The organism is Chryseobacterium sp. GQ58 (genome assembly GCF_059758895.1).
Genome location: NZ_JCAXEH010000005.1, coordinates 22,631 through 48,832, shown reverse-complemented (window position 1 = coordinate 48,832; position 26,202 = coordinate 22,631). Strand labels below are relative to the sequence as shown.

Sequence of the window (26,202 nt, the reverse complement as noted above, 5' to 3'; positions counted from 1 at the left end):
ACAATCACTTTTACCAAGAAAACTTTTTTGAAATGCTTAAATTTGCAGCCTAATTTCAAAGAAATGAATAAAGTAAGAGTCCGTTTTGCACCAAGTCCGACCGGGCCGTTGCATTTGGGCGGTGTAAGAACTGCATTATATGATTATCTTTTTGCTAAAAACCAAGGCGGAGAATTTGTATTGAGAATTGAAGATACAGATACCGCAAGATATGTGGAAGGCGCTGAAGAATATATCGAAGAAGCTCTTGAATGGTGCGGAATTATCCCTGACGAAAGTCCAAAAAAAGGAGGCAAATTTGCACCTTACAGACAATCCGAAAGAAGAGATATTTACGACAGATATACTGAGCAGATCTTAAAAACAGATTATGCATACATCGCTTTCGATACCGCAGAAGAACTAGACGCAATCCGTGCAGAATACGAAGCAAAAGGAGACGTTTTCTCTTATGATAACAAAACCAGAAACCGTTTAAAAAACAGCCTTACCCTTTCTGAAGAGGAAGTTCAGAAATTGCTGAATGATAAAACGCCTTACGTTGTAAGATTTAAAATGCCTGTTGACAGAACTTTAGGTTTGGTAGATATCATTCGAGGAAATTCCGCCGTGAATACAGACTCTTTGGACGATAAAGTTTTAGTTAAAAATGACGGAATGCCGACTTATCATTTCGCCAATATTATCGACGACCACGAAATGGAAATTTCTCACGTCATCCGTGGTGAAGAATGGTTGCCATCTTTAGGCTTACACACTTTGCTGTATGAAGCAATGGGTTGGGAAGCGCCAGAGTTTGCACATCTTTCATTAATATTAAAACCTGAAGGAAAAGGAAAACTAAGCAAAAGAGATGGCGACAAATTCGGATTCCCTGTATTTCCTTTAAATTTTACAGATCCTGCAACCGGAAATGTATCAAAAGGATATAGAGAAAGTGGCTATTTACCTGAAGCTTTTATGAATATGGTTGCGCTTTTAGGCTGGTCTCCGGCGGATGATAAAGAAATCTTGACTTTGGAAGAAATGATTCAGGAATTTGATCTTCATAAAGTTCATAAAGCGGGCGCAAGATTCAGTAAAGAAAAGGCGGAATGGTTTAATCATCAATATATTCAACTGAAATCTGAAGAAGAATTACTTCAAATTTTAAAAAGTTCAGATTTAAACTTAAATATTAAAGATGAAAAATTATTAAAAATTATTCATCTGATGAAGGAAAGAGCTACTTTTCCGAAAGATATTTACGAAAACGGAAAGTTTTTCTTTGAAGCTCCAACTTCTTACGATGAAAAAGCATCAAAAAAAGCATGGAATGATGAGACTTCTGCTATTTTAGGCGAATTTTCTGCAGAACTTGAAGTTTTAGACTTTGAATCTGAAATTTTAAAACAATTTATCCATGATTTTGCTGAGAAAAAAGGTTTAGGCATGGGTAAAGTAATGATGCCTCTTCGTTTAGCTTTGGTTGGAGAACTAAAAGGTCCTGATGTTCCCGATATTCTGGAACTTATTGGAAAAGAGGAAAGTATCTCCCGAATAAACAATGCAATAAATAATTTTAAATAGAGTTGCATAATTTTTCATAAATTTGAAAGATTTAATTTACTTCAAGAATGGAATATTTAAGTTTCGAACTCCCTATAAAAGAACTGATGGATCAATACCAGACGTGTTCGTTGGTAGGAGAAGAAAGTGGTGTTGATGTAAAATTAGCATGCAGTCAGATTGAGGATAAGATCATAGAAAAGAAAAAAGAAATCTATGGAAATCTTACGCCTTGGCAAAGAGTACAGTTATCGCGTCATCCGGATCGCCCTTATACCATAGACTATATAAAAGGTATGGTAGATAAAGGAAGTTTTCTGGAACTTCACGGTGACAGAAATTTTGCAGATGATCCTGCGATGATCGGAGGTTTGGCTACTTTAGACGGTCAAAAAGTGATGATCATTGGTACTCAAAAAGGAAGAACAACCAAAGAAAGACAACACAGAAGATTTGGAATGCCAAATCCTGAAGGATATAGAAAAGCTTTAAGGCTAATGAAATTAGCTGAAAAGTTTAGAATTCCTGTTATTACTTTAGTAGATACACCCGGAGCTTATCCCGGATTGGAAGCTGAAGAAAGAGGGCAAGGTGAAGCTATTGCGAGAAATATTTTTACAATGGTGCAGCTAAAAACTCCGATCTTTACTTACATCATTGGCGAAGGAGCAAGCGGCGGCGCATTGGGAATTGGTGTCGGTAACAAAGTTTATATGCTTGAAAACACTTGGTACACTGTAATTGCACCTGAAAGCTGCTCGTCAATCCTTTGGAGAAACTGGGATCACAAAGAGGATGCTGCCAACGCATTGAATTTGACTCCGAAAGATGCTTTGAGAGAAAAATTCATCGACGGAATCATTGAAGAACCTCTTGGCGGAGCGCATTATGATCCTGAGACTACTTATTTAAATTTAAAAAGTTCGATCTTACAAAATATCAAAGCTTTTTCCAAATTTACAGGACAGGAGCTTGAAACCCAAAGACAAGACAAATTTATTGCGATGGGGCAATTTAAAGGATAAACAAAAAGGCAGCACTAGAAAAATCTAAAGCTGCCTTTTTTATTTTTATTCATTTAATTCTAATCAGCTACATCCAGCTGTATTTCGATATCTTTACTAATCTTTTTTATTGAAGAGTATTTTGCATCACAAACCATTGTCGTCAAAACATAATCTCCTTTTTCTATTAATATAAAATTTTGTCCTTTTGCAGGAACATCCAGATTATAGTATTTTTTCCCGCTTATTTTTATAATCAGCCGGCAGTTTGATTTATTTTTAATATTAATGTAAGCGTCTTTATCACTAGGATCATCGTTAAAAATATGGCTAAGCATTGCTGCTGTTCGTTTATTTTTTTCGCTGGCTTCAGATTTTTTGCTGCTGCTTCCTACACTTGCAAAACTCACATTTCTTTCTCCTTGTTTGGTGCTATTTGTATTTAAAGCTACGGTTTTACCACTATTCAATTCATTATTGCTTACAATTTTGGCAATTTTATCTTTACTTATTGGTCTTATCGAAGGTTTAGCTTCAGGCGAGTTGTCGGCCATAATGATCATCACCAGTTTTTTCTTAAAAAAATCTGTTCGTGCATGACCCGGATTCTGCTTCAGAAATCCTGCGATAATTCTCGGCTCGGATGAGTTTTCAGCATCCGTTTCAGTATATATAATGACTGTTTCTTTCTCTGCAACTACTTTTGTTTTAGCCTTTTTTTTCTTTTGGGAAAAGCCCAAACTGAATATGGCCAGGAATAAGATCAGAAATATTTTTCTCATGTATTAAAAACCTTTAAAAATTTATTAAATAATACTATAACGTGAAAAGTCATTTTTTAGTTTATCATTAAAATCATTATCTTTGCACATCTTTAAAATAAACTATTAAAGTTAATCATAATTTTAAATAAAAAAATAATAAATATTATGTCTTATTCACCAGCTGCTGCAGATGTAGCAAAATTGAGAAACCAAACAGGTGCAGGTATGATGGACTGCAAAAAAGCTTTAGTAGAAGCAGAAGGAGATTTCGAAAAAGCGGTAGATATCCTTAGAAAAAAAGGACAGAAAGTTGCTGCCAACAGAGCTGACAGAGAATCTTCTGAAGGCGCTGTAATCGCCAGAGTAAATGAAGACAATACAATGGGCGTTATTATCTCTTTAAACTGTGAAACTGACTTTGTTGCAAAAAACGAAGCTTTCATAGAACTGGCTTATGAATTGGCTGAGCAGGCTATTGTATATTCTAATAAAGAAGAGTTTTTAGCTTCTGATTTCCACGGAATCACTGTTGCTGAAAAATTGATTGAGCAGACAGGTGTAATTGGTGAGAAAATCGAGATCGGTGCTTTCGAAAGAATCGAAGGACCGTACTTGGGAGCTTACATCCATGCTGGTAACAAAATCGCTTCAATCACTGCTGTTTCTGCTAAAGTAGAAGGTGCTGACGAAGCTGCTAAAGCTGTTTCTATGCAGGTTGCCGCAATGAACCCAATCGCTCTTGACGAAACTAAAGTTTCTCAGGAAACAATCGATAAGGAATTGGAAATCGAAAGACACAAACTTACTGAAGAAGGTAAACCTGCAAACATTATCGACAATATCTTGAAAGGTAAAATGCAGAGATTCTACAAAGACAACACTTTGGTACACCAAGATTTCATCAAAGACAGTTCTATTTCTGTTGCTGATTACGTAAAATCTGTAAACGCAGACTTGAAAGTTACCGGATTTGTAAGAGTTAGCTTAGCTTAAGCAATTACTTTAAAATACATAAAAATCCCGGTGAGTATTCATCGGGATTTTTGTTTATCTATCCGAGCAATAATGATTTATAAACTTTTCAAATCAAAAATGGTTCTGAAGAAAAATAAACAGTAAAATACAATAATTACTGATTTATTGATTAATCATAATAAAGGGTAAACAATAAATAAAATTGCCAGTTTCGCATCACGGATGGCTTTTAAATTAAAAATAAAGAATGAAAATTATTTTTTTTTAGTATTTATTAAGAATATATTAAATATTATATTAATTTTGTAGAAATCCTAATTCCATATCTTATGAAAAGATTTCTACTCAGTTTAGTTTTAGTTTTTCTCTCGATCAATAATATTTTTGCTCAAAGAGATACAGAACATTGGATAGCGCCATTTTATACCAGTGCTGGCACTTATACACAAGCGATATACCTCTCAACAGATTCTGTTGTCCCTTTTCAAGTGACTGTTACCAGTAATGGCCTGCCTTTACCCGCTCCTGCTGTTTCAACAATCACCATCAGCAAAAACAATCCGGGTTTCTTGCCTATTCCTGCTTCGGTAATTTCGACAAATCTGCCAGCAGAAGCTTTTAATGTTATCAATAAAGGAATATACCTTACGGGAGCAAGACCTTTTTACTGTACTCTTCGAATGGTGTCGGGTACCGCCCATGCGGAAATCGTTACGAGTAAAGGGAAAGCCGGATTAGGAAAAGAATTCTATGTAGCTTCCACTCCTTCTACTGCTACATCTAATAATTTTACTGCCGGAGTTTTGGCGACAGAAAATAATACAGTTGTAACTGCTACCTGGAACGGTGCTGTCACTTTTTTCGGTGGCGCCCCAACTGCAAATACACATACATTTACTTTAAATAAAGGAGAATCTTTTATTTTTGCCGGTAATACGTCAGGTACCGGCCCTTTTATCGGAGCTAAAATTGTTGCTGATAAACCAATTACCCTTACCAATGGGAACGTAAACGGAAACTTCGGAGCTAGCACTGCTTCCGGATCAGATGCTGTTTTAGACCAGTCCGTACCGGTGGAGAGACTAGGGAGCACTTTTGCGATGGTAAGAACAAGATCTACAAGCGCCGACATGGAAGGTGGAATTGTTGTGGCTACCGAAAATAATACACAAGTATTTCTAAATGGAGCAGCAACTGCGGTTACAACTTTAAACCAAGGCCAATGGTATAGGATCCAGGGAGATCAATATACAGCTCAAGGCACTGCAGGACATGCCAACATGCTGGTTACCACTTCAAAAAATGTATACTTATATCAATTGGTTTCAGTAGACAACATTAGCAATACCGGCGGTTTTAATTATATACCACCACTCAACTGTTTCTTACCAAGGAAAATTGATGAGATCGGATTGGTTAATCAAATGCCTATTCCGAACAACCCGACCCCTAATGATATGCTTATTAAGTTAAATATCTTAACGGAAACCGGAGCAGTTGTAACTGTAAACGGAATAGCTCCGACTGCGGCACAAGGTCCATATCCACTGACAGGAAATACTGCCTGGGTTACTTATGCTTTAGAAGGTGTTGTGGATAATATAACCATAGTTTCTGATAAGGCCGTAACAGCAGGGATTAATGGTGGTTTAGGTTCTGCCGGATATGGCGGATACTTTGCAGGATTCTCTTCTATCCCGGTAATCGCAAAGCAAACAGGAGACTGTATTCCTGGAATTATTTTAGAAGTAGATGACAGCTACGAAACATATCAATGGAATTTAAACGGAGCTCCGATTCCGGGTGCAACAGGAAATACATACACTCCCACAGTAGCAGGTAACTATACCGTAAAGGTAACAATGGGGACATGTCCGCCTGTGACAACACCTGTTTACAAAGTATTTACTTGTTTAGCTGAGACAGAAGAAGATATTTTCATTTGTGGAACTAAGGTGATCACGCCAGCATTTACAAATTCAACTCAGGTTCCTGTTCCTGGTACAGTTACAATTGTAACCCAACCTGTAAACGGCACAGCAACTCTGAATCCGACAACAGGTGTAATTACTTACATTCCGAATCCAGGATTGCCTCCTGGCCAACAAGATGTAATTGTATATAGATTCTGTGGAAATGCTCCCGAGTTTATTGATTGTGAAGAAGTCACTTTAAATTTAACTTTGGTACCACTTGTATTAACCGACAGAACGATAAAAGCTTGTCAGTATGCCGGAAAAGGATTCTTTGATTTAACAACTGCCAATGTAACTGATAATACAATTCCAACTACTAAAAAGTTTTATCCAACATTAGCAGATCTTAATGCTAACACCAATCAGATCAGTAATCCAACCAATTACTTCTCTGGTCCGGGATCTGTATATGTTCAGGTTGTTACAGCAGAAGGATGTATCGGAAATGCGAAAATCACTTTAGATTTCCATCCTACTCCGGTAGTGAACGATGCTACTCTTACCGTGTGTTTCATACAAAATAACGAAACAAAAGGAGAATTTGACCTTACCAGTGCGGTTGTAACAGCTGAAGCACCGGTAACCAAAATGTTCTATCCTACTTTCACTGATGCCAGCAATGGAACAAATATAATTGCCGGAAATCTTACCAGCTATATTTCAGGAGAAGCAACTGTGTTTGTAAGAGTTTATAATTCAAACTTATGTTATGCTATTGCTAAAATCCATTTGAAAGTTACACCACCTAAAAGATCACCTTTACTTGTAGATAAATATATCTGTATTGATGACAGAACTACATTGGATGCTGGTCCTGGTTATACTTCTTATGAATGGAGTAACGGTGCAACAACTCAATCAATCCAAGGGGCTGCAGTTGGAGATTACTGGGTGATTCTTGAAAGCGAAGGTTGTTTTGTGAAGCAATTCGTAAGTGTGAAAAAAGTAGTTGAGCCTGTAATCACTTCAATCGAAATATCAAACAATACAGCTACCGTTATGGTAAGCGCAGGAACAGCTCCTTATAAATATGCTGTAGACGGAACTACAACCTGGCAAGACTCCAATGTATTTACAAACCTTTCAAGAGGTCAGCATACATTCTATGTAAAAGATGCTTATGATTGTGCCCCTGTTTCGGTGGAAGTAACGGTTCCAAATCTGGTAAATGCAATTACTCCAAACGGAGATAATGTAAATGATTATATCGATTATACTGAATTGGCTTACAAGCAAAACCTTGTTTTTGTAATCTACGACAGATATGGTAACAAAATATTTACAGGAGATAAATTCAACAATTACAAATGGGACGGAACGCATTACGACAAAAAAATCCTTACCGGAACCTATTGGTATCATATCAGCTGGAACGAGCCTAATGAAACTAAAACTCCAATAAAATATACTGGTTGGATTTTAGTAAAAAATAGAGAATAATAACCATATAAGTCTTTTATAAGCCACGACTTTACATCGTGGCTTATTTAGATTTATTCAATAAACTTCTACGGATAAACATTTTTTTTAATTCTAATTTTAGCTTATGAAAAAATTTCTACTCTCTTTATTTTTAATTTTGCTGAGTGTGAATACAGTCTTTGCACAAAGAGATACCGATCACTGGATAGCACCTTTTTACGAAACAACATCATACACAGGAAGATCGCTGTATCTATCTACAGATTCGGTACAACCTTTTGATGTTACTATCAATAGCAACAATGTCGCGTTGGGAACAGTAACAATAAGTAAAGGGAATCCTCAGATTTACATAGTACCAGCAGGGAATATTGCTGTAAGCAATCCTGGCGAGGCTTTTACTGTGATTAATAAAGGTTTATACCTAAAAGGAGAAAAACCATTTTATTGTACCCTTAGATTAGCAAGCAATACAACCCATGCAGAAATTGTAACAAGTAAAGGTAAAGCAGGAATAGGCAAAGAGTTTTATGTAGCAAATACGCCTTCTCAATATACAGGTACAACAAATAACTTTACTGCAGGAGTTTTAGCGACTGAAAATAATACCATTGTAACGGTTACATGGAGCGCAACTGCAAATATAACATTCTTTGGAGCCAACCCTACAACCAATACACACACGTTTACACTAAACAAAGGACAATCTTTTATTTTTGCAGGTCCTGGAACTATTGCGGCAAATATGGGTGCCTTCATTGGGGCTAAAATCGTTTCCGACAAACCTATTACTCTTACCAACGGTAATATGAACGGAAATTTTGGGGCTGCAGCATTTGCCGGAGGGTCTGATGCTATTTTAGACCAGTCGGTACCTGTAGAAAGATTGGGAAATACATTTGCAATGGTGAGAACCAGATCTACTCTTAACGACCTTGAAGGTGGTATCATCATCGCTACTGAAAATAATACCGATGTATATTTAAATGGATCCACAACTCCTGCTGCGACATTGGATAGTGGAGAATGGTATAGAATTTCAGGAAGCAACTACATTGTACAAGGAGGAACTCATGCCAATATGTTTATCAGTACTACAAAAAATGTATATCTATATCAGTTGGTTGCCGTTGGAACTGATAATGCAACCTGCGGATTTAACTATATACCTCCTTTAAACTGTTTTTTACCCAGAAAAATTGATGAAATTGGTAGAGTTAACCAAATGCCTACTGGAGCCGGCGGAGCCAGCGCAACTCCAGGCGGCACAAACGTTAAACTGAATATTTTAACAGAGACCGGTGCGGTAGTAACTGTAAATGGAACTGCTCCGACAGCAGCCCAAGGACCGTTTCCTGTAACAGGAAACACCAATTGGGTCACTTATTCTTTAGAAAATGTTGTAAATAATTTAACGATCGTTTCCAACAAAGCTGTTACGGCAGGTATCAATGGTGGATTCAGTACATCCGGATATGGAGGTTATTTTGCAGGATTCTCTTCAATTCCACTTATTTCTAAACAAACAGGAGATTGTATTCCGGGTCTTGTATTGGAAGTGGATGATAGCTATGATACTTATCAATGGTTTAGAAATGACGTTGCTATTCCTGGCGCCAACTCCAATTCTTATACACCAACGACTTCAGGAAACTATACGGTAAGAATTACAGTGGGAACTTGCCCTCCTGCAATCACTCCGGTGTATAAAGTTTTTACCTGTCTTCAGGAAACTACACAAACACAAACTGTCTGCGAAGGATATTTAAATATTGTTCCGCAATTTACTTCTTCCAATCAAAATTTTGTTCCGGGTACGGTGCAGATTATTACGCCTCCTACTAATGGTACAGCAATAGTAAATGCAACAACAGGAGTTATCGGATATACTCCAAACTTCAATTATGTAGGTCCTGACACTATAGTTTATAAATTCTGCGGAGATGCTCCCGAATTTGTTGATTGCGAACAGATCACTTTAAATTTAACAATATCCGAAAGTCCTGTAGTAAATGACGCGATATTAAGATCTTGCTTCTTACCGGAAAATGTAGCAACAGCATTATTTAATCTTACTATTGCGAATGTTACTACAGAGCCGGGAATTACAAAAAATTATTATCCGTCTCCTACAGATGCAAATAATGGAACTAATGAAATTACTAATCCTACTAATTATATAGCTCCAAACGGTGTGGTATATATTAAAGTAAGTAATGCAAACGGATGTTACAGAATTGCTGAAGTTACATTGGTCGTTTTAGCGCCGGTAAAATCTACAGTTTTAGTTGATAAGGTCATTTGTATTGAAGACAAAACGACATTAGATGCAGGACCTGGCTTTGATGAATATACATGGAGTACAGGCGGTACAACACAAACTATATCAGATGTTGGTGTTGGCACTTATTGGGTTGATCTTAGAACAGGAGAATGTACAACAAGACAAACCGTGAAAGTATATGCTTCCGAGCAGCCTGTTGTTTCTAATATTGAAATTTCAAATACCAATATTACAGTACACGTAGTTGGCGGTGTAACACCTTATCAATATTCATTGGATAACATCAACTGGCAAGATTCTAATATCTTTACAGATCTTACAAGAGGTGATATTAGAGTATATGTAAAAGACAGCTATGATTGTACACCTATTGAAGTCGAAATCACAATTCCTAATATTATTAATGTAATCACACCAAATAATGACGGAGTAAATGATGTATTGGATTATTCCGCATTGGCTCACAAACCAAATTTAGTTTTCGGAATCTTTGATCGATACGGAAACAGAATTCACCAGGGAACTAAAGATAACGGCTATACATGGGATGGTACAACCAACGGAAACAAAAAACTTTCTACAGGAAATTATTGGTATAATATCAGCTGGAATGAAAATAACAAGAATAAAACTGCTATTAAATATTCAGGTTGGATCTTACTTAAAAACCGATAATAACAATAAATAATATAATTATTAAAAAACCACGGCTTCAATCGTGGTTTTTTTATTGACTTTTTAATTTTTTAAGACATTTTATTATTAAATTTGTGAAGTAATCGAACATAGAATGAAGAAAACTTTATCTTTTTTCCTTATTTTTTACATATTCTCTATCACTTTCGCACAATTAGATAGAGAACATTGGTTTGCACCCATGATAGATAGAACCGGAAACCCAAACCCGTATCAGAAACTCTATCTTTCTACAAGTCGTACAACGCCTTTTGATGTAAGCATTTATAACAACAATATCCTGATAGGAACTGTAAGTATCAGCAAAAACAATCCGCAAAAATTTGATGTTTTAAGGGACTATATCATCACAACGCTGCAGACAGATCTTTTTGCGCCAACCACTAAAGGGCTTTACTTAAAGGCTGATTTTCCTTTTTATGCCAACTTAAGGTTTTCGGTATACAACCACGCAGAAATTATCACTTCAAAAGGTATAGCTTCGACAGGAACAACATTTTATGCCGCCAATGCTCCTATTACGGTCAGCAATGGTATTTTAAATTTTATGACGAGTGTTTTGGCGACAGAAGACAATACCACAATTACGGTTTCGGGATACAAACCTACGGTTCAGTTTTCAAACGGCACAACAGGAGCCACCAATCCCACCATGACTTTTATATTAAATAAAGGACAATCGTACATCATAGACGGTATAGGGAATATTGCAGGGAATTTTGACGGTTTCATTGGTGCTAAAATTGTAGCCGATAAACCGGTAAATATTACCAATGGGAATTTCAACGGACAGTATTCCGGAAATAATCCGTTGAGTTCAGATATATTAATGGATCAGTCAATTCCTGTGAATCAATTGGGAACCCAGTTTGCTTTGGTAAAAGGAAACGGAACAATTGGCACCAATATGGAAGGAGCCCTGGTAATAGCCACTCAGAACAATACACAAGTTTTCCTAAATAATGAAGGTTTACCCGCAATTACTTTAAATACAGGCGAGTATTATGTGGTACCAGATTCCAAATATCAACTGCAAGGGACCGATCATTACAATTTATACATAAGAACAACACAGAATGCTTATGTATATCAGATGCTTGCTGGGAATTCTACCACAGGAAACGAAATAGCAACCGGCGGATTCAATTTTATTCCGGCTTTGAGCTGTTATCTTCCGAAACAAATAAATGAAATTGGATTTATTAATGAAAATTTTGTTCATTCGAATGGTAATCCGCAAGGTGTACTCAATATTCCGACAAAATTAAATCTTATTACAGAACGTGGAGCAACAGTCACTGTAAACGGAATTACTCCACCTGCAAATACTGGTCCTTTTGATATGACGGGCTTAAATGCTTGGGTAACTTACAGCATTCCAAATACAACAGGCACCATCACTGTTGTTTCTTCAAAAGCGATTACGGCAGGGATCACGGCGGGTAGTGACGCTGTAGGATATGGAGGCTTTTTTGCAGGCTTTTCTACACAACCGGTTATTATAAAATCCGGCGGAGACTGTGTCCCGGGAATCGTTCTTACCGTTGATCCCATCATTTACGAAACTTACCAATGGTACCGTAACGGAATTCTGATTCCCGGCGCAACCGGAACATCATTTACCCCGACACAACCTGGCTTTTACACTTGTTCTGTAACGATGGGAAGCTGTGCACCTTTGGTAACCGAAGAATATAAAGTTTTAAATTGTATGATGCAAAGCGCTGTTTCTTATAATATCTGTGAAAACTTAACCATCACACCAGCTTTTACATCTTCAACACAAACACCTGTGGTTTCTACCATTGCAATCACTACTCCACCAACATTGGGAACGGCAACGATAAATCCTGTAACAGGAGTAATTACTTATATTGCCACTAATCCGGCCGCAGGAGGAACAGATACTTTGGTCTACACTTTTTGTGGAAACGACCCTGTTTTTCCGGATTGTGAAACGATAACCGTGACGATAAATATTCTTCCGGTCACGGTAAATAATGCAACATTAACTTCGTGTAATGTAAATGGTGTTGGCACGTTTGATTTAACAAGTGCCAATGTTACCGTTAATATGCCTAATATACCAGTAATAATTACCTATTATCCAACTTTATTAGACGCACAAAACGAAAATGCAGCAGCATTGATTACCGTGCCAACTTCCCACAACGCAACAGCCGGAACCATCGTATATGCCGTTGTGAAAAATGCTACCGGATGTAAAAATATTGCAGAAATTACACTCAATTTATTTCCTTTAGCTGTTGTTAATCCGGCGAATATTGGAAATCTATGTGATGAAGACTTAAACGGTACAGTAAATGTTATTTTATCAGATATTACTCTTTTAGTTCTCAATAATCCGGCATATTTTACAAACGTAAGATATTATGCCAATTTAGTTGATGCCAACGCCGGAAATGCCAATACCCTACCAAATAACTGGACGTATAATGCAAATACAACTATTTTTATACGCGTAGAATCTCCGGACGGTTGCGCACCTGTGATTCAGGCTATTAACTTTACAGTTGGCACGAAGTTGCCGTTGATTACAGATACTGTAATAACGAATTTCTGCGATGATGATCTTGACGGAATCAAACAGGTGAATCTTGCGCAGTTTATTCCTCTATTCACAGCAGATCCATTTGTTATAGTAAGCTATCACGCAACTTTGGCTGATGCTCAAAATGATACTGCTCCTATTAATGGTGCTGTAAATTTAACAGGAACTCAAACTTATTTTATAAGATTTGAAAAAGCAGGACAATGTCCGAACGTTGGTTCATTAAGAATAACCTTAAAGACACCTAAAAAATCAGATATATTATTTGATAAAGTTATTTGTGCAAAAACAGTAACCACTCTTGACGCCGGGCCTGGTTTTGATGCTTATCTTTGGAGCACTGGCGCGACTACTTCATTTATTGATAATGTTCCTCCGGGCAATTATTGGGTAGATCTTACTTTTAATGGTTGTGTTTACAGGCAGTTTGTGAATGTTTCAGCAGCTATATTACCTACAATTACCTCAATTGATATCAACGGAACCACTGTTACCATTGGTGTGAGCGGCGGTGTGCCTCCTTACGAATATTCTTTGGATGGAAATACATGGCAGACATCAAATGTTTTTTATAATGTTGAAAGAGGCAATTATAAAATTTATGTAAGAGATTCTCAAAGATGTGCTGTTGTTGAAAAGCCTTTTGTGATTATTGATTTAATTAACACCATTACACCAAACGGAGACGGAAGAAATGACGATATAGATTATTCTTCGCTTATGATAAAAGATAATCTTGAGTTTAGGATTTTTGACCGTTACGGTGCAGAAATTTTCAGAGGTACACCTTCCAACAGATTTACATGGGACGGAAATATGAAAGGCAGACCTGTACCAACCGCAACTTATTGGTATTTTATCAGCTGGACCGAGTCTGATAATTTAACTTCCGTGAAATACACAAGCTGGCTTTTAGTAAAAAATAGAAATGATAATTTTTGGGATAAATAAATTGCAGATTTTAACTGAATGTGATCTTTATAACATTCATTAACAGTTTAAATAAAAGTTTAATATAATTTTAACCTGTTTTATCATCATAAATCTGACAAATGATGCTTTTCTTATGTAATTTTGCAGATTATATGAAGAAAGCTTTTACCCTGCTGCTGTTAATTTTCATAATTAAGATTAATGCACAAATTTTTTCGGGACAGGTATTTTTAAGAGACAATTCGGTATTGTATCTTAATCAGGTTTACGTTACCAATCTTACGACTTACAAAACTGTACTTACCAATTATAACGGCGACTTTTCTTTACAGGCTAAACCTGGCGATATTGTTCGGTTTACATCAATTGTTACGGAAAGAAAGGATATTAAACTTTCACAGGAAATGATTGACCGAAAGAATTTAGTAGAATTAAAAGTGGCTTATCATGATATTCAGGAGGTGGTGATCAGCAGATTTCGTCCAACAGGAAATTTGAGATATGATGTCAATTCGCTTAGAAAAGAAGATAAAAGCTTGGCTCTGAAAAAAGTAATTGGTCTTCCTGCGCCAAAAGGTGACGGCACATCACCCGAGCTTCCGGTTGCGGGACTCAGAGATGGCGGACTTACATTCAGTTTAGAAAGTATTTTTGATATTCTTTCGGGTGAAAGGAAGAAAAAACAACGCTATGTTGCTTATGAAAGAATGAATACTTCAATAAAACAAATCAAAAATTACATGGGAAATGATTATTTTACAAAATATAAAATTCCTGAAAATCTTATCGACAACTTTTTGCAGTTTGTATATACTTCAGAAAACATAGAAGTTTATGTGCAAACAGGAAATTTTGAAGCCATAAAAATCCCAATCGAAAAATATTTGCCTATTTATCAAAGGAGATTAAGGAATTCGCATTTGCAGGATGTTTTAAAATAATTCCAAAAAAATAACGTTTGTATAATGATGATTTTTTAACCCCAAATTAAAAATAATCTTAATATTCTTCAATGAAAAAATTTATTTTACTCTTTAGTACACTTATGTTTGTTTGTTTTTCTGCTCAAAAAAAAGGAAAAGACTACAGCAATATCCTGAAAAGTAAAAATATTTACGAAATCAATGCTTTCTTAAGGGACGCTCATCCAGACGATCCGCGCAGATCTGTTCTGAAGCCCAAAGTAATGGAAATGATGAAAGATTATATAAAAGACGCGCCTCCCGGTGATACAAAAGTAAGGCAAATGCAGGATTGGTTGGCAAGGCTGAAAAGAGGGCCATCTACGAAAATTACTTTTGAGGAAATGAATGCAATCATCAGAAAAAAACAGATTGCAAAATACGAAAGAGAGCTGCAAGTGGGGCAAACTGCTGTTGTTTATACCCCAAGCTCGCCACAGACTGTTTTTGCAGCGTCACCTGCCGTTACAAAAACTATGGCGGCTATTCCTGATACGGAAGCTTCGGAATTTAATATGCTTATGTCATCTAATCCGGTAGAACACAAAAACAAAACCGTAAAAATTCTAAATTCATTATTTGACAACGATCCCAATGCCAAAGAGTGCATTGTGCTGATCGAAAATAAATCGGACTGCAATATAATCGTAAGAATAGAAGGCGTAGGAAATATGAAATACAGACTTCCTGTACCGGCCCACGGCGACAATTCTATTGTGATCCAAAAAGGCGATTATCTTTTGACAAGCGTTGTTTGCGGAGCGCAATATGCATCTCAAAAAACAATACAAAAAGCATTAATGGTTGCTTTGGGAAGCTCAAAATAGTTTCAAAACTTTTTGCATTCGATCTTTTTACAACTAAATTTCGCTTTATTGCATGTTATTTTGTTAATTTTGCGGATTTGATAAATATCGCATGGGCAAAAATAAATTAGCAAGATTCGCAGAAAACAAAATATTACCAAACGTTATCCAGCCGACCAGAGAAGAAGCTTTAAACGGCTTTGAGCTGAAAGGAAACTGGGGTAAAAATTTCTTTAAAAATGACAAGCCTATCGTTCTCGAATTAGGTTGTGGAAAAGGTGAATATACCGTTGGACTTGCTAAAACGTTTACAGAAAAAAACTTTGTCGGAATTGATATAAAAGGAGCCCGATTTTGGTTTGGAGCAAAGGAAGCAATAGAAAATGACATGCACAATGTTGCATTTCTCAGATCACAAATAGAATTGGTAGATCATTTTTTTGCTGAAAATGAAGTAGACGAAATCTGGATCACCTTTCCGGATCCGCAAATAAAATACAAGCGTACAAAACACCGATTGACACATCCTGACTTTTTGGATCGGTATAAAAAATTCCTGAAACCAGGCGGGCTCATTCATCTCAAAACAGATTCCGAATTCCTGCATGGCTATACTTTAGGCTTTTTGCAAGGTGCAGGCTATGAAATCGTTACAGCGCATCACGACATTTACGGAGCTTTGGAATATGACCCGAATACGCCACATTTAAGAGACATTAAAACTTATTATGAAGAATTGTTCTCAGCTAAAGGAAAAACCATAACTTACATAAAATTTAAAATAAACTAATACAATGATTTGATGAAAAAAAATTACCTCATCATCTTATTCTTCGCTCTCACCGCATCATGTTCTACACAATCAGGCAAATATGATGATATTTTAAAAAGCACAAACATACAAGAGATTGAAGGATATTTGATAAAAACACACCCCGAAGATCCTAAAAGGCTTATTCTAAAGTCAAAATTAATTGCACTTAAAAATAAAGAATGGACCAAAGGAGCCAAGAATGCAAAGCCGATGGAGGTACGACCTATCATCAGTGAAATCTCCAGAAAAAGTTTTTCAGCCAATTCTGAAGAGTTTAAAAAGCTCATGTCTGAAACTTCTTCAGAACATAAAGAAAAAACGCTGAAACTTCTGAACGCCATGTTCAATGAAGATATCACAAGCAAAGAAGCCATCCTTTTGTTTAGAAATAACTCTGACTGTAATTTGGTTTTAAGAATAAACGGAAAGAAGTTTTACAATATGGCAGTTCCCGCTCATGGTGAAAATTTCATTGTCTTGAATAAAGATAATTACACCATTTCAAGCGATGTTTGCGATGTAAAATACACTTCACAAAAGCTGATACAGAAAAACATACAGATTGTTTTAGGTAATCCTGTAGAGAAAATAACTTTAAAAAGATAAATTAAACAAATAAGATTTAAGCAATAAAAAAACTCCGCTAAACAAGTTTAGCGGAGTTTATATTTCAAAGAAAATTCTTCAATTATTCAGCAGCAGCGTCGAAATCTGCATCTTTATCAGCAGATACTACTTCTCCTTCTTCTTTAGATTTTTCTTTTTCAGCTTTTCTTTGAGTCTGACCTTCTTTGATAGAATCTGAAACTACGTTTAAGATCATATCGATAGATTTTGAAGCATCATCGTTTCCTGGGATAACGAAATCTACTTTTCTTGGGTCAGAGTTTGTATCAACAATACCGAAAACTGGAATCCCTAATTTCTTAGCTTCAGTTACAGCGATGTGTTCTCTCATGATATCTACAACGAAGATTGCAGAAGGAAGACGCACCATGTCAGAGATAGAACCTAAGTTTTTCTCTAAGTTAGCTCTTTGTCTGTCAACCTGTAATCTTTCTTTTTTAGATAAAGTTTCGAACGTACCGTCTTTTTTCATTTTGTCGATAGAGTTCATTTTCTTTACAGCTTTTCTGATTGTAACGAAATTCGTTAACATACCTCCCGGCCATCTTTCTGTAATATAAGGCATATTAAGTTCAGAAGCGTGTTTTGCAACAACCTCTTTCGCTTGCTTTTTGGTAGCTACGAAAAGAACTTTTTTACCTGCAGAAGTTAATTTTTCTAAAGCGCTGCACGCTTCATCCAATTTAACAGCTGTTTTATGTAAGTCTACAATGTGAATACCATTTTTCTCCATAAAAATGTATGGAGCCATATTTGGATTCCACTTTCTAGTCATGTGACCGAAGTGTACACCAGCCTCTAGAAGGTCTTTTACATTTGCTTTTGCCATGTTTTCTGTTTTTGTTAGTTTACTTTCCGTCTTTTAAACAATCAACGACTTCTTTAGATGGGAGAAGTGTTTGGATGCTAAACGTAACGGGCAATTTTTTTGTTTTGATAAATAGTTTTCAGATATAAGATAACAGACAGAAAAAATTCTGAAATCTGACACCCTGAATCTGAAGTCTGAAAATTAACGTTTTGAGAACTGGAATCTCTTTCTTGCTTTTTTCTGACCTGGTTTCTTTCTTTCTACCATTCTTGCATCTCTCGTAAGTAAACCTGCAGGCTTAAGTGCCAATCTGAACTCAGCGTTGATCTCGCAAAGAGCTCTTGAAACACCTAATCTGATAGCCTCTGCCTGACCTGTATTTCCACCACCGAAAACATTTACGGTAACGTCGTACTGACCAACAGTTTCAGAAAGGATGAAAGGCTGATTTAATTTATAAACCATTACGTCTGTAGAGAAATACTCTTTAGCATCTTTACCGTTTACTGTAATAACACCAGAACCTGGCTTTAAATAAACTCTAGCTACAGAAGTTTTTCTTCTTCCAATTTTGTGAACTATAGACATATTAATTATTTAAATTCGTTAATATTAAGTGTTTTAGGCTGTTGAGCTTCATGCTTGTGCTCAGTTCCTTCATACAGATAAAGGTTCTTCAACAAAGCAGATCCTAATCTGTTTTTTGGAAGCATTCCTTTTACGGATTTTTCCAATACTTTCAGAGAATCTTTCTTTAGAAGTTCTGTTGCCGTCATAGACTTTTGACCTCCAGGATAACCTGTATGCCAGATATAAGTCTTGTCTGCCCACTTGTTTCCGGAAAGTGTAATTTTCCCAGCATTCAAAACAATAACATTATCACCACAATCTACGTGAGGTGTAAAGTTTGCTTTGTGCTTACCTCTCAAAATCTTTGCAACCTGAGAAGCTAGTCTTCCCAACGGTTGTCCTTCAGCGTCTACCACAACCCATTCTTTATTTGCAGTAGCTTTATTCGCTGAAACAGTTTTGTAACTTAATGTATTCACACGTTTTAGTTAAAGATTAAACATAATTTTCCCCTAAAAGGGTGTGCAAAGGTACAAATATTATTTGTAATGCGAAAACATATTTGTATTTAATATCTTTGTCATTATACTTTACACAACTCATTGTTTTTGTTTAAATTAAGTTTTAATAAAATTCTATTTAAACAATTGTTCACTTTTAAAATGATATTAATTCGACAACAGAACACAATACCTTTTGCGAAATAATTATATTTGCTGAAAACAAAATCATGAGCCACGGGAAAATAAGAGAAGATAAAACCTGTCTGAATTGCGACCATCTGGTCGAAGAAAGATTTTGCCCACATTGCGGGCAGGAAAATACGGAACCAAGACAGCCTTTCTATTATCTATTCACTCACTTTATTGAGGATTTCACACATTATGACGGACAATTTTGGGGCACTTTAAAAAATCTGCTAATAAAGCCAGGAAAGCTTACAAGTACTTATTTGGAAGGTAAAAGACAGAAATTCGTACCGCCTGTTAAGCTTTATATCTTTGTCAGTTTTATAACATTCTTCATGTTTGCTCTTTTGCCTATGTTAAATGTGAATTTTAAAGACAAAGACAGCGATTCCTCAAAAACAAGTTTTTTTGAAAAAATGAAATCTGCAGAGACCAAGAAAATACTCGACAGTATAAAAGCTGAAGAAAACCTCAGCAAAAAAGATTCGGCTACGGTTAAAAATCTCAATGCCTTATTGTCTGATTCTGCCGAAATAAATGATTTCAAAGAAACTTTCGAAATGAACAAAAAGATAGACGAAGACACTAATTATGGAGGATATAAAACGAGAAAATCTTATGATTCAGCAGCGGTAAAAAATCCGTCATTTTTTGATTTTATCGAAATTCCGTTAGCTCACAAATTTTTTGAACTCAAAGAGAAGGGAGTTTCAAAAGCAGATATATTGAAAAGTCTTGCAGAAAAATCTTTTCACAATCTGCCTAAAGCTCTTTTCATTTATCTTCCTCTTTTTGCATTCTTTTTATGGATTTTTCACAGGAAGAAAAAATGGTGGTATTTCGACCATGGGATTTTCACATTGCATTACTTCTCATTCCTGCTGCTGAATATTCTGTTTATATTCTTAGCCTTCAAATTGGTAGGCTCAACAGACTTCTGGCTTATTAATACACTTTTATATTTAATAATATTCGCTTTGTTGATGTACAGTATTGTGTATTTCTTCATCGCTCATCACCGGGTTTATCATTCACACGGGTTAGTGAGCTTTATTATTGGTTCTGTATTATTTACCATTAATTTCTTTGCGTTTATGTTTTTGGTTATTGGCCTCGCTTTGGTAAGTTTCCTGATGATTCACTAATATAAAATGAGGCCGTCTTTTAAAACAGCCTCATTTTTTTTATTTTCTTAATGACTTGCTGCTTCTGAAGCTTGCAATTAAATAATAAGCAACAAAAACAGTAGAAAATTTTAAAATAGCAGGAACGGCCAATTGTAAACTAAAAAGTAAAGTTCCTATTAAAACTAAGATTCCCATTGCTGCAAAAGACAATCCTAATTTTTGTGGCAATGTAAAATTCGGTGTGTCAAGAAAATAAGCCAAGCCCCAAGCAAACCCGAACGCCAACGCATAATATATATCAAGACCGAGATTTTCAGAACTATAAAAGAAATAATTGATCAGGAAACTCAAAACCGTTCCTATAGCAAAATACATCAAAGCTTTTTTCATAACTTATTATAATATGATGCAAAAGTAAATATTTTAATTTGAGATTTAAGGCTAGAATAAACACTGCTTATTTAAACCCTATCCTTAATTTATTTAAACTAATGTTTGTTAATGTGGGAGAAATGCAATTCTGGAAAAAGATTTAAACAACTGATTTAAAACAATTTAAACGCAAAATTCAGGTTACTATTTTATTATTATATTTGGGAATTCAGAAATTTTCTAGATTTTTTATGGAAACCCAAAAATATACTCCAACAAACAAAGTAAGAATTGTAACCGCAGCTTCGTTATTCGACGGGCATGATGCGGCGATCAATATTATGCGTCGTGTGATTCAGGGAACGGGATGCGAAGTTATCCACCTTGGTCACGACAAATCGGCTGAAGAAGTTGTAAACACAGCCATTCAAGAAGATGCCAATGCAATTGCACTAACTTCATATCAAGGCGGTCACAATGAATATTTCAAATATATCTACGACCTTTTAAGAGAGAAAAACTCTCCGCAAATCAAGATTTTTGGTGGCGGTGGCGGTGTAATTCTGCCTGAAGAAATCGAAGACATCATGTCTTACGGAATCGACAGAATTTATTCTCCTGACGACGGTCGTGAACTTGGTCTTCAGGGAATGATTGATGATTTGGTTAAAAGATCAGATTTCGCAACCGGAAAAGAAGTAACTGCTGAAGATTTGGACAACATCAGTTTTGAAAATTCTACAAGTATTGCTAAAATCATTTCAGCCGTTGAAAACTTCTCAGAAGAAAAACCTGATTTAGTAAAAGCAATTGACGAAAAATCAAAAGATTTAAATATCCCGATCATCGGTATCACAGGAACCGGTGGAGCCGGAAAATCTTCTTTGACGGACGAATTGGTAAGACGTTTCCTTCGTTCAAATCCTGGTAAAAAAATTGCTATAATTTCTATCGACCCTTCGAAAAAGAAAACCGGAGGTGCACTTTTGGGAGACAGAATCCGTATGAATGCGATCAATGATCCGAGAGTTTATATGCGTTCAATGGCGACGAGAGAAAACAACGTTTCTGTTTCTCCGTTCATTCATTCAGCTTTGAATGTTTTGAAACTGGCTCATCCTGACATTATCATTTTGGAGACCTCAGGTATCGGACAATCAGGTTCGGAAGTTTCAGATTTTGCAGATGTTTCAATGTACGTGATGACTCCTGAATATGGAGCTTCAACGCAATTGGAAAAAATCGATATGTTAGATTATGCAGATTTAGTTGCTTTAAATAAATCTGACAAACGTGGTGCTTTAGATGCACTTCAAGCCGTAAGAAAACAGTTTCAGAGAAACCATTTGTTATGGGAAAGTCCGTTGGATGATATGCCGGTTTATGCAACAAAAGCGTCTCAGTTCAACGATCACGGAACGACTGATTTATACAATAGATTAGTTGAAAAAGTAAATGATAAGTTTTCAGATTTAAATCTACAAGGATTTGTTGAACAAGAAGTTTCTGAAGACATCACGATAATTCCTCCAAAAAGAGTTCGCTATTTATCTGAAATTGTAGAAAATAATAGAATTTACGACGCCAATGTTGAAAAACAAGCCGAATTAGCAAGAAAAATGTATCATATTGAAGGAGTGAAAAAATTCCTTTCTAATGAAACGTTGGATGCTGAATATCAAAAAGCAGAAAAAGATCTTCAACAAGAAAATATCGACTTCCTGAACAATTGGAATGACACAAAACAGGCTTTCAAAGCTGAGTTTTATTCTTACTTCGTTCGTGGAAAAGAAATTAAAGTTGAAACCTCAACAGAATCTTTATCTCATCTAAGAATTCCAAAAATTTCTTTACCAAAATACACTGATTGGGGTGATTTGATCAAATGGAAAGGTCAGGAAAACCTTCCTGGAGGATTTCCTTATACAGCAGGAATTTATCCTTTCAAAAGAACTGGTGAAGACCCGACGAGAATGTTTGCCGGAGAAGGCGGACCGGAAAGAACCAATAGAAGATTCCATTACGTTTCTGCGGAAATGGACGCAAAACGTTTGTCAACAGCGTTTGACTCCGTGACTTTATATGGCCAAGATCCTGCTCTACCACCGGATATTTACGGTAAAATCGGAAATGCAGGAGTTTCTATTGCAACTTTAGATGATGCTAAAAAATTGTATTCAGGTTTTGATTTGGTGAATGCAATGACTTCGGTTTCAATGACGATCAACGGACCTGCGCCGATGTTGCTGGCTTTCTTTATGAACGCTGCGATTGACCAAAATGTTGAAAAATATATTGCAGAACATAAATTAGAAGCAAATGTTGAGAAAGCTTTAAAAGCAAAATTCGACGACAAAGGTTTAGAAAGACCAAAATATAACGGCGAATTACCACCATCAAACAATGGTTTAGGTTTAAAATTATTAGGACTTACCGGAGATGAAGTAATTCCTGCGGAAGCTTACGCTGAAATTAAAGCTAAAACCATTGCAACTGTTCGTGGAACGGTTCAGGCGGATATCTTAAAAGAAGACCAGGCTCAGAATACTTGTATTTTCTCTACTGAATTTGCCCTAAGATTGATGGGTGACGTTCAGGAATACTTCATCACAGAAAAAGTGAGAAACTTCTACTCGGTTTCAATTTCAGGTTATCACATTGCAGAAGCAGGAGCAAACCCGGTTTCTCAGTTGGCATTCACTTTAGCAAATGGTTTCACTTATGTTGAATATTATTTGTCAAGAGGAATGGATATCAATGACTTTGCACCAAACTTATCATTCTTCTTCTCCAACGGAATCGATCCTGAATATTCAGTAATCGGACGTGTGGCAAGAAGAATCTGGGCAAAAGCAATGAAACTGAAATATGGTGCAGACGAAAGAAGCCAGATGTTGAAATATCACATTCAAACTTCGGGTCGTTCTCTTCACGCTCAGGAAATTGATTTCAACGATATCAGAACAACGCTTCAGGCATTGTATGCAATTTACGATAACTGTAACTCATTGCACACGAATGCGTATGATGAGGCAATTACGACACCAACTGAGCAATCTGTAAGAAGGGCGATGGCGATTCAGTTGATTATTAATAAGGAATTAGGTTTAGCGAAAAACGAAAATCCGCTTCAAGGTTCATTTATCATTGAAGAATTAACGGACTTGGTTGAAGAAGCTGTTTATGCAGAATTCGACAGAATTACAGAAAGAGGTGGTGTTTTGGGTGCAATGGAAACGATGTATCAGCGTTCAAAAATTCAGGAAGAATCTATGCATTACGAATGGTTGAAGCACACGGGAGAATATCCGATCATCGGAGTAAATACTTTCTTAGGGAAAGATGGTTCGCCAACAGTTCGTCCGGGAGAAGTTATCCGTTCGACTGAGGAAGAAAAGCAGGTTCAGATTGAAACGCTTCATAATTTCCAGAAATCTAATGAAGATAGATCAGAAGCAGCTTTAAAAACTTTACAACACGCTGCCATCAATCAGCAGAATTTATTTAATGTCATGATGGATGCCGTGAAATATTGTTCTTTGGGACAAATCACCAATGCTTTGTTTGAAGTAGGTGGTAAATATAGAAGAAATATGTAGGCCCGTGTCGGGCAGACAGTTTTTTTTACTACTAACTGTTTTAACAATTATAAATCAAACCTCAAGGAAATTCTTTTAGGTTTTTTGTATTTTTACTCAACATAAACATTTTAACTAATGAAATACATTTTTTTCCTGCTAGGCATTATTTCCAGCGGATTTTTCAATGCTCAAGAAGTCGACAACAACCTTCAGGGTTATTTTATGACCCAATCTAAAGAAACTTTATATCCGTATTTTGCCTTTGATGGTAACGGAAAAGTTGACATTGCAGGATATGGAAAGGGAGATTATTTTGTGAAAAATGATTCTGTTGTCGTTTTTCCGGATAAGGATATTTTTATTTTTAAAATTTCTAAAAACCGTTTGAGTGGAAATTCTACTTGGGTAAAAGATACCAAATGGGACTTAAAGAAAGACAGCCTCGCCGAAAACAACAGAAAAGATGACGCCTTGGCTAAAAAAAACGCGCAGCTTCTTTACGAATATTATCGTAAAACAAGAGCAAAGTCCAATGATCTTGAGAAATTATTTGATGAAAATGCAATGGTAAATTACACAAAAACCATTGATGATTTGTGCACAAGAGGTCTTCCAAAAGCATGTATGGAAAAATTTGGCTTAATGATTATGAACGATGTCGGCGGAATGGAAGCTGTTTTAAAAAACAAAGTAAAAAAACCTAAACAGAATCCTGAAATCATCAAGTTGGGACAAAAAATTATTAGCATGGGCGAGGTCGAAGGTCATACAGTTTTAGGAAGTTATTATTACAGTTTAGGAGACAAAGCCAAAGCCCAAAAAGAATGGCAAACAGCAATTGAAAAAGGAAGCAACAAAGTCGGCTTGGCGCAATTTGAAGCAGAAATGAATGACGCAACACAATAAACATGCAGAAGAATTAATGAAATCCAAAGCCATCTTCAACTGGAGCAGCGGAAAAGATTCTGCGCTTGCTTTATTTAAAATTTTAAAGGGAAACCAATTTGAAGTCACTTCTTTGCTGACAAGCATCAATAAAGAATTCCAAAGAATTTCCATGCATGGTGTTCATGTTTCGCTTTTGGAAAAACAGGCTGAAAGTTTAGGCTTTCCGTTAATAAAAATGGAACTTCCGAAAGAGCCAACAATGGAAGAATACAGTGAAATCATGTCTAAAACCATGAATGAAATAAAATCTCAAGGCGTCACTCATTCAATTTTTGGAGATATTTTTTTGGAGGATTTGCGAAAATATCGTGAAGATCAATTACAACCCATCGGAATGAAAGCTGTTTTTCCGCTTTGGAAACAAAATACAATCGACCTCATCAACGAGTTTTTAAGTTTAGGTTTTAAAACAATTGTTACCTGCGTCAACGAGACTTATTTGGATAAAAGTTTTGCAGGAAGAATTATTGATCCGGATTTCATTAATGATTTACCCAAAAATGTTGATCCTTGCGGAGAAAATGGAGAATTTCATACCTTTACTTTTGACGGACCTATTTTTAAGTTTCCAATTGAATTTGAAATTGGAGAAATTGTAAAAAAGACGTATCCAAAGCCAAAATCTGATGATAATGATGAAAACGGAGAATATGTTTTTTGGTTTTGTGATTTGATTTATAATAGCAATAATCAAGAAGACGCTTTCAGATATCTTAAATAA

At 36.0% G+C, this 26,202-nt stretch carries 19 protein-coding genes; 14 read left to right on the top strand and 5 right to left on the bottom strand.

Features of this window, described 5'->3' with window-relative positions; all coding sequences use genetic code 11:
• Positions 1-63 precede the first annotated feature (63 nt).
• Together gltX and AC6CHK_RS13490 are read left to right on the top strand one after the other, a co-directional pair.
• The gene (gene gltX / locus AC6CHK_RS13495; protein WP_498096990.1) at positions 64-1,569 is read left to right on the top strand and encodes a glutamate--tRNA ligase; all 1,506 of its coding nucleotides are present in this window, start codon (positions 64-66) and stop codon (positions 1,567-1,569) included.
• 47 nt (positions 1,570-1,616) lie between these two features.
• A complete protein-coding gene (locus AC6CHK_RS13490; protein WP_498096988.1) occupies positions 1,617-2,573 on the top strand; it encodes an acetyl-CoA carboxylase carboxyltransferase subunit alpha in 957 nt (318 codons plus the stop codon).
• Positions 2,574-2,632: 59 nt separating this feature from the next.
• Here AC6CHK_RS13490 and AC6CHK_RS13485 read toward each other — a convergent pair whose 3' ends face one another.
• On the bottom strand, positions 2,633-3,334 hold the full coding sequence (locus tag AC6CHK_RS13485) for a DUF6759 domain-containing protein (RefSeq protein WP_498096986.1): 702 nt from the start codon (positions 3,332-3,334) through the stop codon (positions 2,633-2,635).
• 147 nt (positions 3,335-3,481) lie between these two features.
• Between AC6CHK_RS13485 and tsf the strand changes: the two genes are divergently transcribed.
• From tsf to AC6CHK_RS13445, 8 genes are all read left to right on the top strand, one after another.
• Positions 3,482-4,309, top strand: coding sequence for a translation elongation factor Ts (gene tsf, locus AC6CHK_RS13480; RefSeq protein WP_498096984.1), 828 nt, complete (start codon positions 3,482-3,484; stop codon positions 4,307-4,309).
• 311 nt (positions 4,310-4,620) lie between these two features.
• On the top strand, positions 4,621-7,707 hold the full coding sequence (locus tag AC6CHK_RS13475; protein WP_498096982.1) for an FIDD domain-containing protein: 3,087 nt from the start codon (positions 4,621-4,623) through the stop codon (positions 7,705-7,707).
• Between the two features lie 106 nt (positions 7,708-7,813).
• Entirely contained in the window at positions 7,814-10,648 is a 2,835-nt protein-coding gene (locus AC6CHK_RS13470) for a T9SS type B sorting domain-containing protein (RefSeq protein ID WP_498096980.1), read from the top strand.
• 202 nt (positions 10,649-10,850) lie between these two features.
• Positions 10,851-14,192, top strand: coding sequence for an FIDD domain-containing protein (locus AC6CHK_RS13465; protein ID WP_498096978.1), 3,342 nt, complete (start codon positions 10,851-10,853; stop codon positions 14,190-14,192).
• A gap of 101 nt (positions 14,193-14,293) precedes the next feature.
• Positions 14,294-15,115 (top strand): hypothetical protein, encoded by an 822-nt coding sequence (locus tag AC6CHK_RS13460; protein ID WP_498096977.1) that lies wholly within the window; start codon positions 14,294-14,296, stop codon positions 15,113-15,115.
• A gap of 71 nt (positions 15,116-15,186) precedes the next feature.
• Positions 15,187-15,963 carry a DUF6759 domain-containing protein gene (locus AC6CHK_RS13455; protein ID WP_498096975.1) on the top strand — a complete coding sequence of 259 codons (777 nt, stop codon included), beginning with the start codon at positions 15,187-15,189 and terminating at the stop codon, positions 15,961-15,963.
• Positions 15,964-16,054: 91 nt separating this feature from the next.
• Positions 16,055-16,732: a tRNA (guanosine(46)-N7)-methyltransferase TrmB gene (gene trmB / locus AC6CHK_RS13450; RefSeq protein ID WP_498096973.1), complete on the top strand. Its 678-nt coding sequence runs from the start codon at positions 16,055-16,057 to the stop codon at positions 16,730-16,732.
• A gap of 12 nt (positions 16,733-16,744) precedes the next feature.
• Positions 16,745-17,362 carry a DUF6759 domain-containing protein gene (locus AC6CHK_RS13445; protein ID WP_498096971.1) on the top strand — a complete coding sequence of 206 codons (618 nt, stop codon included), beginning with the start codon at positions 16,745-16,747 and terminating at the stop codon, positions 17,360-17,362.
• An 82-nt stretch (positions 17,363-17,444) separates the two neighbouring features.
• On the opposite strand, the gene rpsB is transcribed toward AC6CHK_RS13445, so the two are convergent.
• From rpsB to rplM, 3 genes are all read right to left on the bottom strand, one after another.
• Positions 17,445-18,212: a 30S ribosomal protein S2 gene (gene rpsB, locus AC6CHK_RS13440; protein ID WP_498096969.1), complete on the bottom strand. Its 768-nt coding sequence runs from the start codon at positions 18,210-18,212 to the stop codon at positions 17,445-17,447.
• Between the two features lie 183 nt (positions 18,213-18,395).
• Positions 18,396-18,782, bottom strand: coding sequence for a 30S ribosomal protein S9 (gene rpsI / locus AC6CHK_RS13435; protein ID WP_498096967.1), 387 nt, complete (start codon positions 18,780-18,782; stop codon positions 18,396-18,398).
• Between the two features lie 5 nt (positions 18,783-18,787).
• Positions 18,788-19,243, bottom strand: a complete 456-nt coding sequence (rplM, locus tag AC6CHK_RS13430; protein WP_498096966.1) for a 50S ribosomal protein L13 — start codon at positions 19,241-19,243, stop codon at positions 18,788-18,790.
• A 251-nt stretch (positions 19,244-19,494) separates the two neighbouring features.
• Here rplM and AC6CHK_RS13425 point away from each other — a divergent pair, with 251 nt between their 5' ends.
• The gene (locus AC6CHK_RS13425) at positions 19,495-20,598 is read left to right on the top strand and encodes a DUF3667 domain-containing protein (protein ID WP_498096964.1); all 1,104 of its coding nucleotides are present in this window, start codon (positions 19,495-19,497) and stop codon (positions 20,596-20,598) included.
• 39 nt (positions 20,599-20,637) lie between these two features.
• Here AC6CHK_RS13425 and AC6CHK_RS13420 read toward each other — a convergent pair whose 3' ends face one another.
• Positions 20,638-20,970, bottom strand: a complete 333-nt coding sequence (locus AC6CHK_RS13420; RefSeq protein WP_498096962.1) for a hypothetical protein — start codon at positions 20,968-20,970, stop codon at positions 20,638-20,640.
• Positions 20,971-21,203: 233 nt separating this feature from the next.
• Between AC6CHK_RS13420 and AC6CHK_RS13415 the strand changes: the two genes are divergently transcribed.
• The 3 genes from AC6CHK_RS13415 (at position 21,204) to AC6CHK_RS13405 (ending at position 26,202) form a co-directional block, all read left to right on the top strand.
• Entirely contained in the window at positions 21,204-24,551 is a 3,348-nt protein-coding gene (locus tag AC6CHK_RS13415) for a methylmalonyl-CoA mutase family protein (RefSeq protein WP_498096960.1), read from the top strand.
• A gap of 117 nt (positions 24,552-24,668) precedes the next feature.
• Entirely contained in the window at positions 24,669-25,439 is a 771-nt protein-coding gene (locus AC6CHK_RS13410; RefSeq protein WP_498096958.1) for a hypothetical protein, read from the top strand.
• A 16-nt stretch (positions 25,440-25,455) separates the two neighbouring features.
• Positions 25,456-26,202, top strand: a complete 747-nt coding sequence (locus tag AC6CHK_RS13405) for a Dph6-related ATP pyrophosphatase (RefSeq protein ID WP_498097153.1) — start codon at positions 25,456-25,458, stop codon at positions 26,200-26,202.

Excerpts from the sequence above, each read along its gene's own strand:
- gltX (WP_498096990.1), top strand. The coding sequence starts at position 64 with ATGAATAAAGTAAGAGTCCGTTTTGCACCAAGTCCGACCGGGCCGTTG.
- AC6CHK_RS13490 (WP_498096988.1), top strand. The coding sequence starts at position 1,617 with ATGGAATATTTAAGTTTCGAACTCCCTATAAAAGAACTGATGGATCAA.
- AC6CHK_RS13485 (WP_498096986.1), bottom strand. The coding sequence starts at position 3,334 with ATGAGAAAAATATTTCTGATCTTATTCCTGGCCATATTCAGTTTGGGC.
- tsf (WP_498096984.1), top strand. The coding sequence starts at position 3,482 with ATGTCTTATTCACCAGCTGCTGCAGATGTAGCAAAATTGAGAAACCAA.
- AC6CHK_RS13475 (WP_498096982.1), top strand. The coding sequence starts at position 4,621 with ATGAAAAGATTTCTACTCAGTTTAGTTTTAGTTTTTCTCTCGATCAAT.
- AC6CHK_RS13470 (WP_498096980.1), top strand. The coding sequence starts at position 7,814 with ATGAAAAAATTTCTACTCTCTTTATTTTTAATTTTGCTGAGTGTGAAT.
- AC6CHK_RS13465 (WP_498096978.1), top strand. The coding sequence starts at position 10,851 with ATGATAGATAGAACCGGAAACCCAAACCCGTATCAGAAACTCTATCTT.
- AC6CHK_RS13460 (WP_498096977.1), top strand. The coding sequence starts at position 14,294 with ATGATGCTTTTCTTATGTAATTTTGCAGATTATATGAAGAAAGCTTTT.
- AC6CHK_RS13455 (WP_498096975.1), top strand. The coding sequence starts at position 15,187 with ATGAAAAAATTTATTTTACTCTTTAGTACACTTATGTTTGTTTGTTTT.
- trmB (WP_498096973.1), top strand. The coding sequence starts at position 16,055 with ATGGGCAAAAATAAATTAGCAAGATTCGCAGAAAACAAAATATTACCA.
- AC6CHK_RS13445 (WP_498096971.1), top strand. The coding sequence starts at position 16,745 with ATGAAAAAAAATTACCTCATCATCTTATTCTTCGCTCTCACCGCATCA.
- rpsB (WP_498096969.1), bottom strand. The coding sequence starts at position 18,212 with ATGGCAAAAGCAAATGTAAAAGACCTTCTAGAGGCTGGTGTACACTTC.
- rpsI (WP_498096967.1), bottom strand. The coding sequence starts at position 18,782 with ATGTCTATAGTTCACAAAATTGGAAGAAGAAAAACTTCTGTAGCTAGA.
- AC6CHK_RS13425 (WP_498096964.1), top strand. The coding sequence starts at position 19,495 with ATGAGCCACGGGAAAATAAGAGAAGATAAAACCTGTCTGAATTGCGAC.
- AC6CHK_RS13420 (WP_498096962.1), bottom strand. The coding sequence starts at position 20,970 with ATGAAAAAAGCTTTGATGTATTTTGCTATAGGAACGGTTTTGAGTTTC.
- AC6CHK_RS13415 (WP_498096960.1), top strand. The coding sequence starts at position 21,204 with ATGGAAACCCAAAAATATACTCCAACAAACAAAGTAAGAATTGTAACC.
- AC6CHK_RS13410 (WP_498096958.1), top strand. The coding sequence starts at position 24,669 with ATGAAATACATTTTTTTCCTGCTAGGCATTATTTCCAGCGGATTTTTC.
- AC6CHK_RS13405 (WP_498097153.1), top strand. The coding sequence starts at position 25,456 with ATGAAATCCAAAGCCATCTTCAACTGGAGCAGCGGAAAAGATTCTGCG.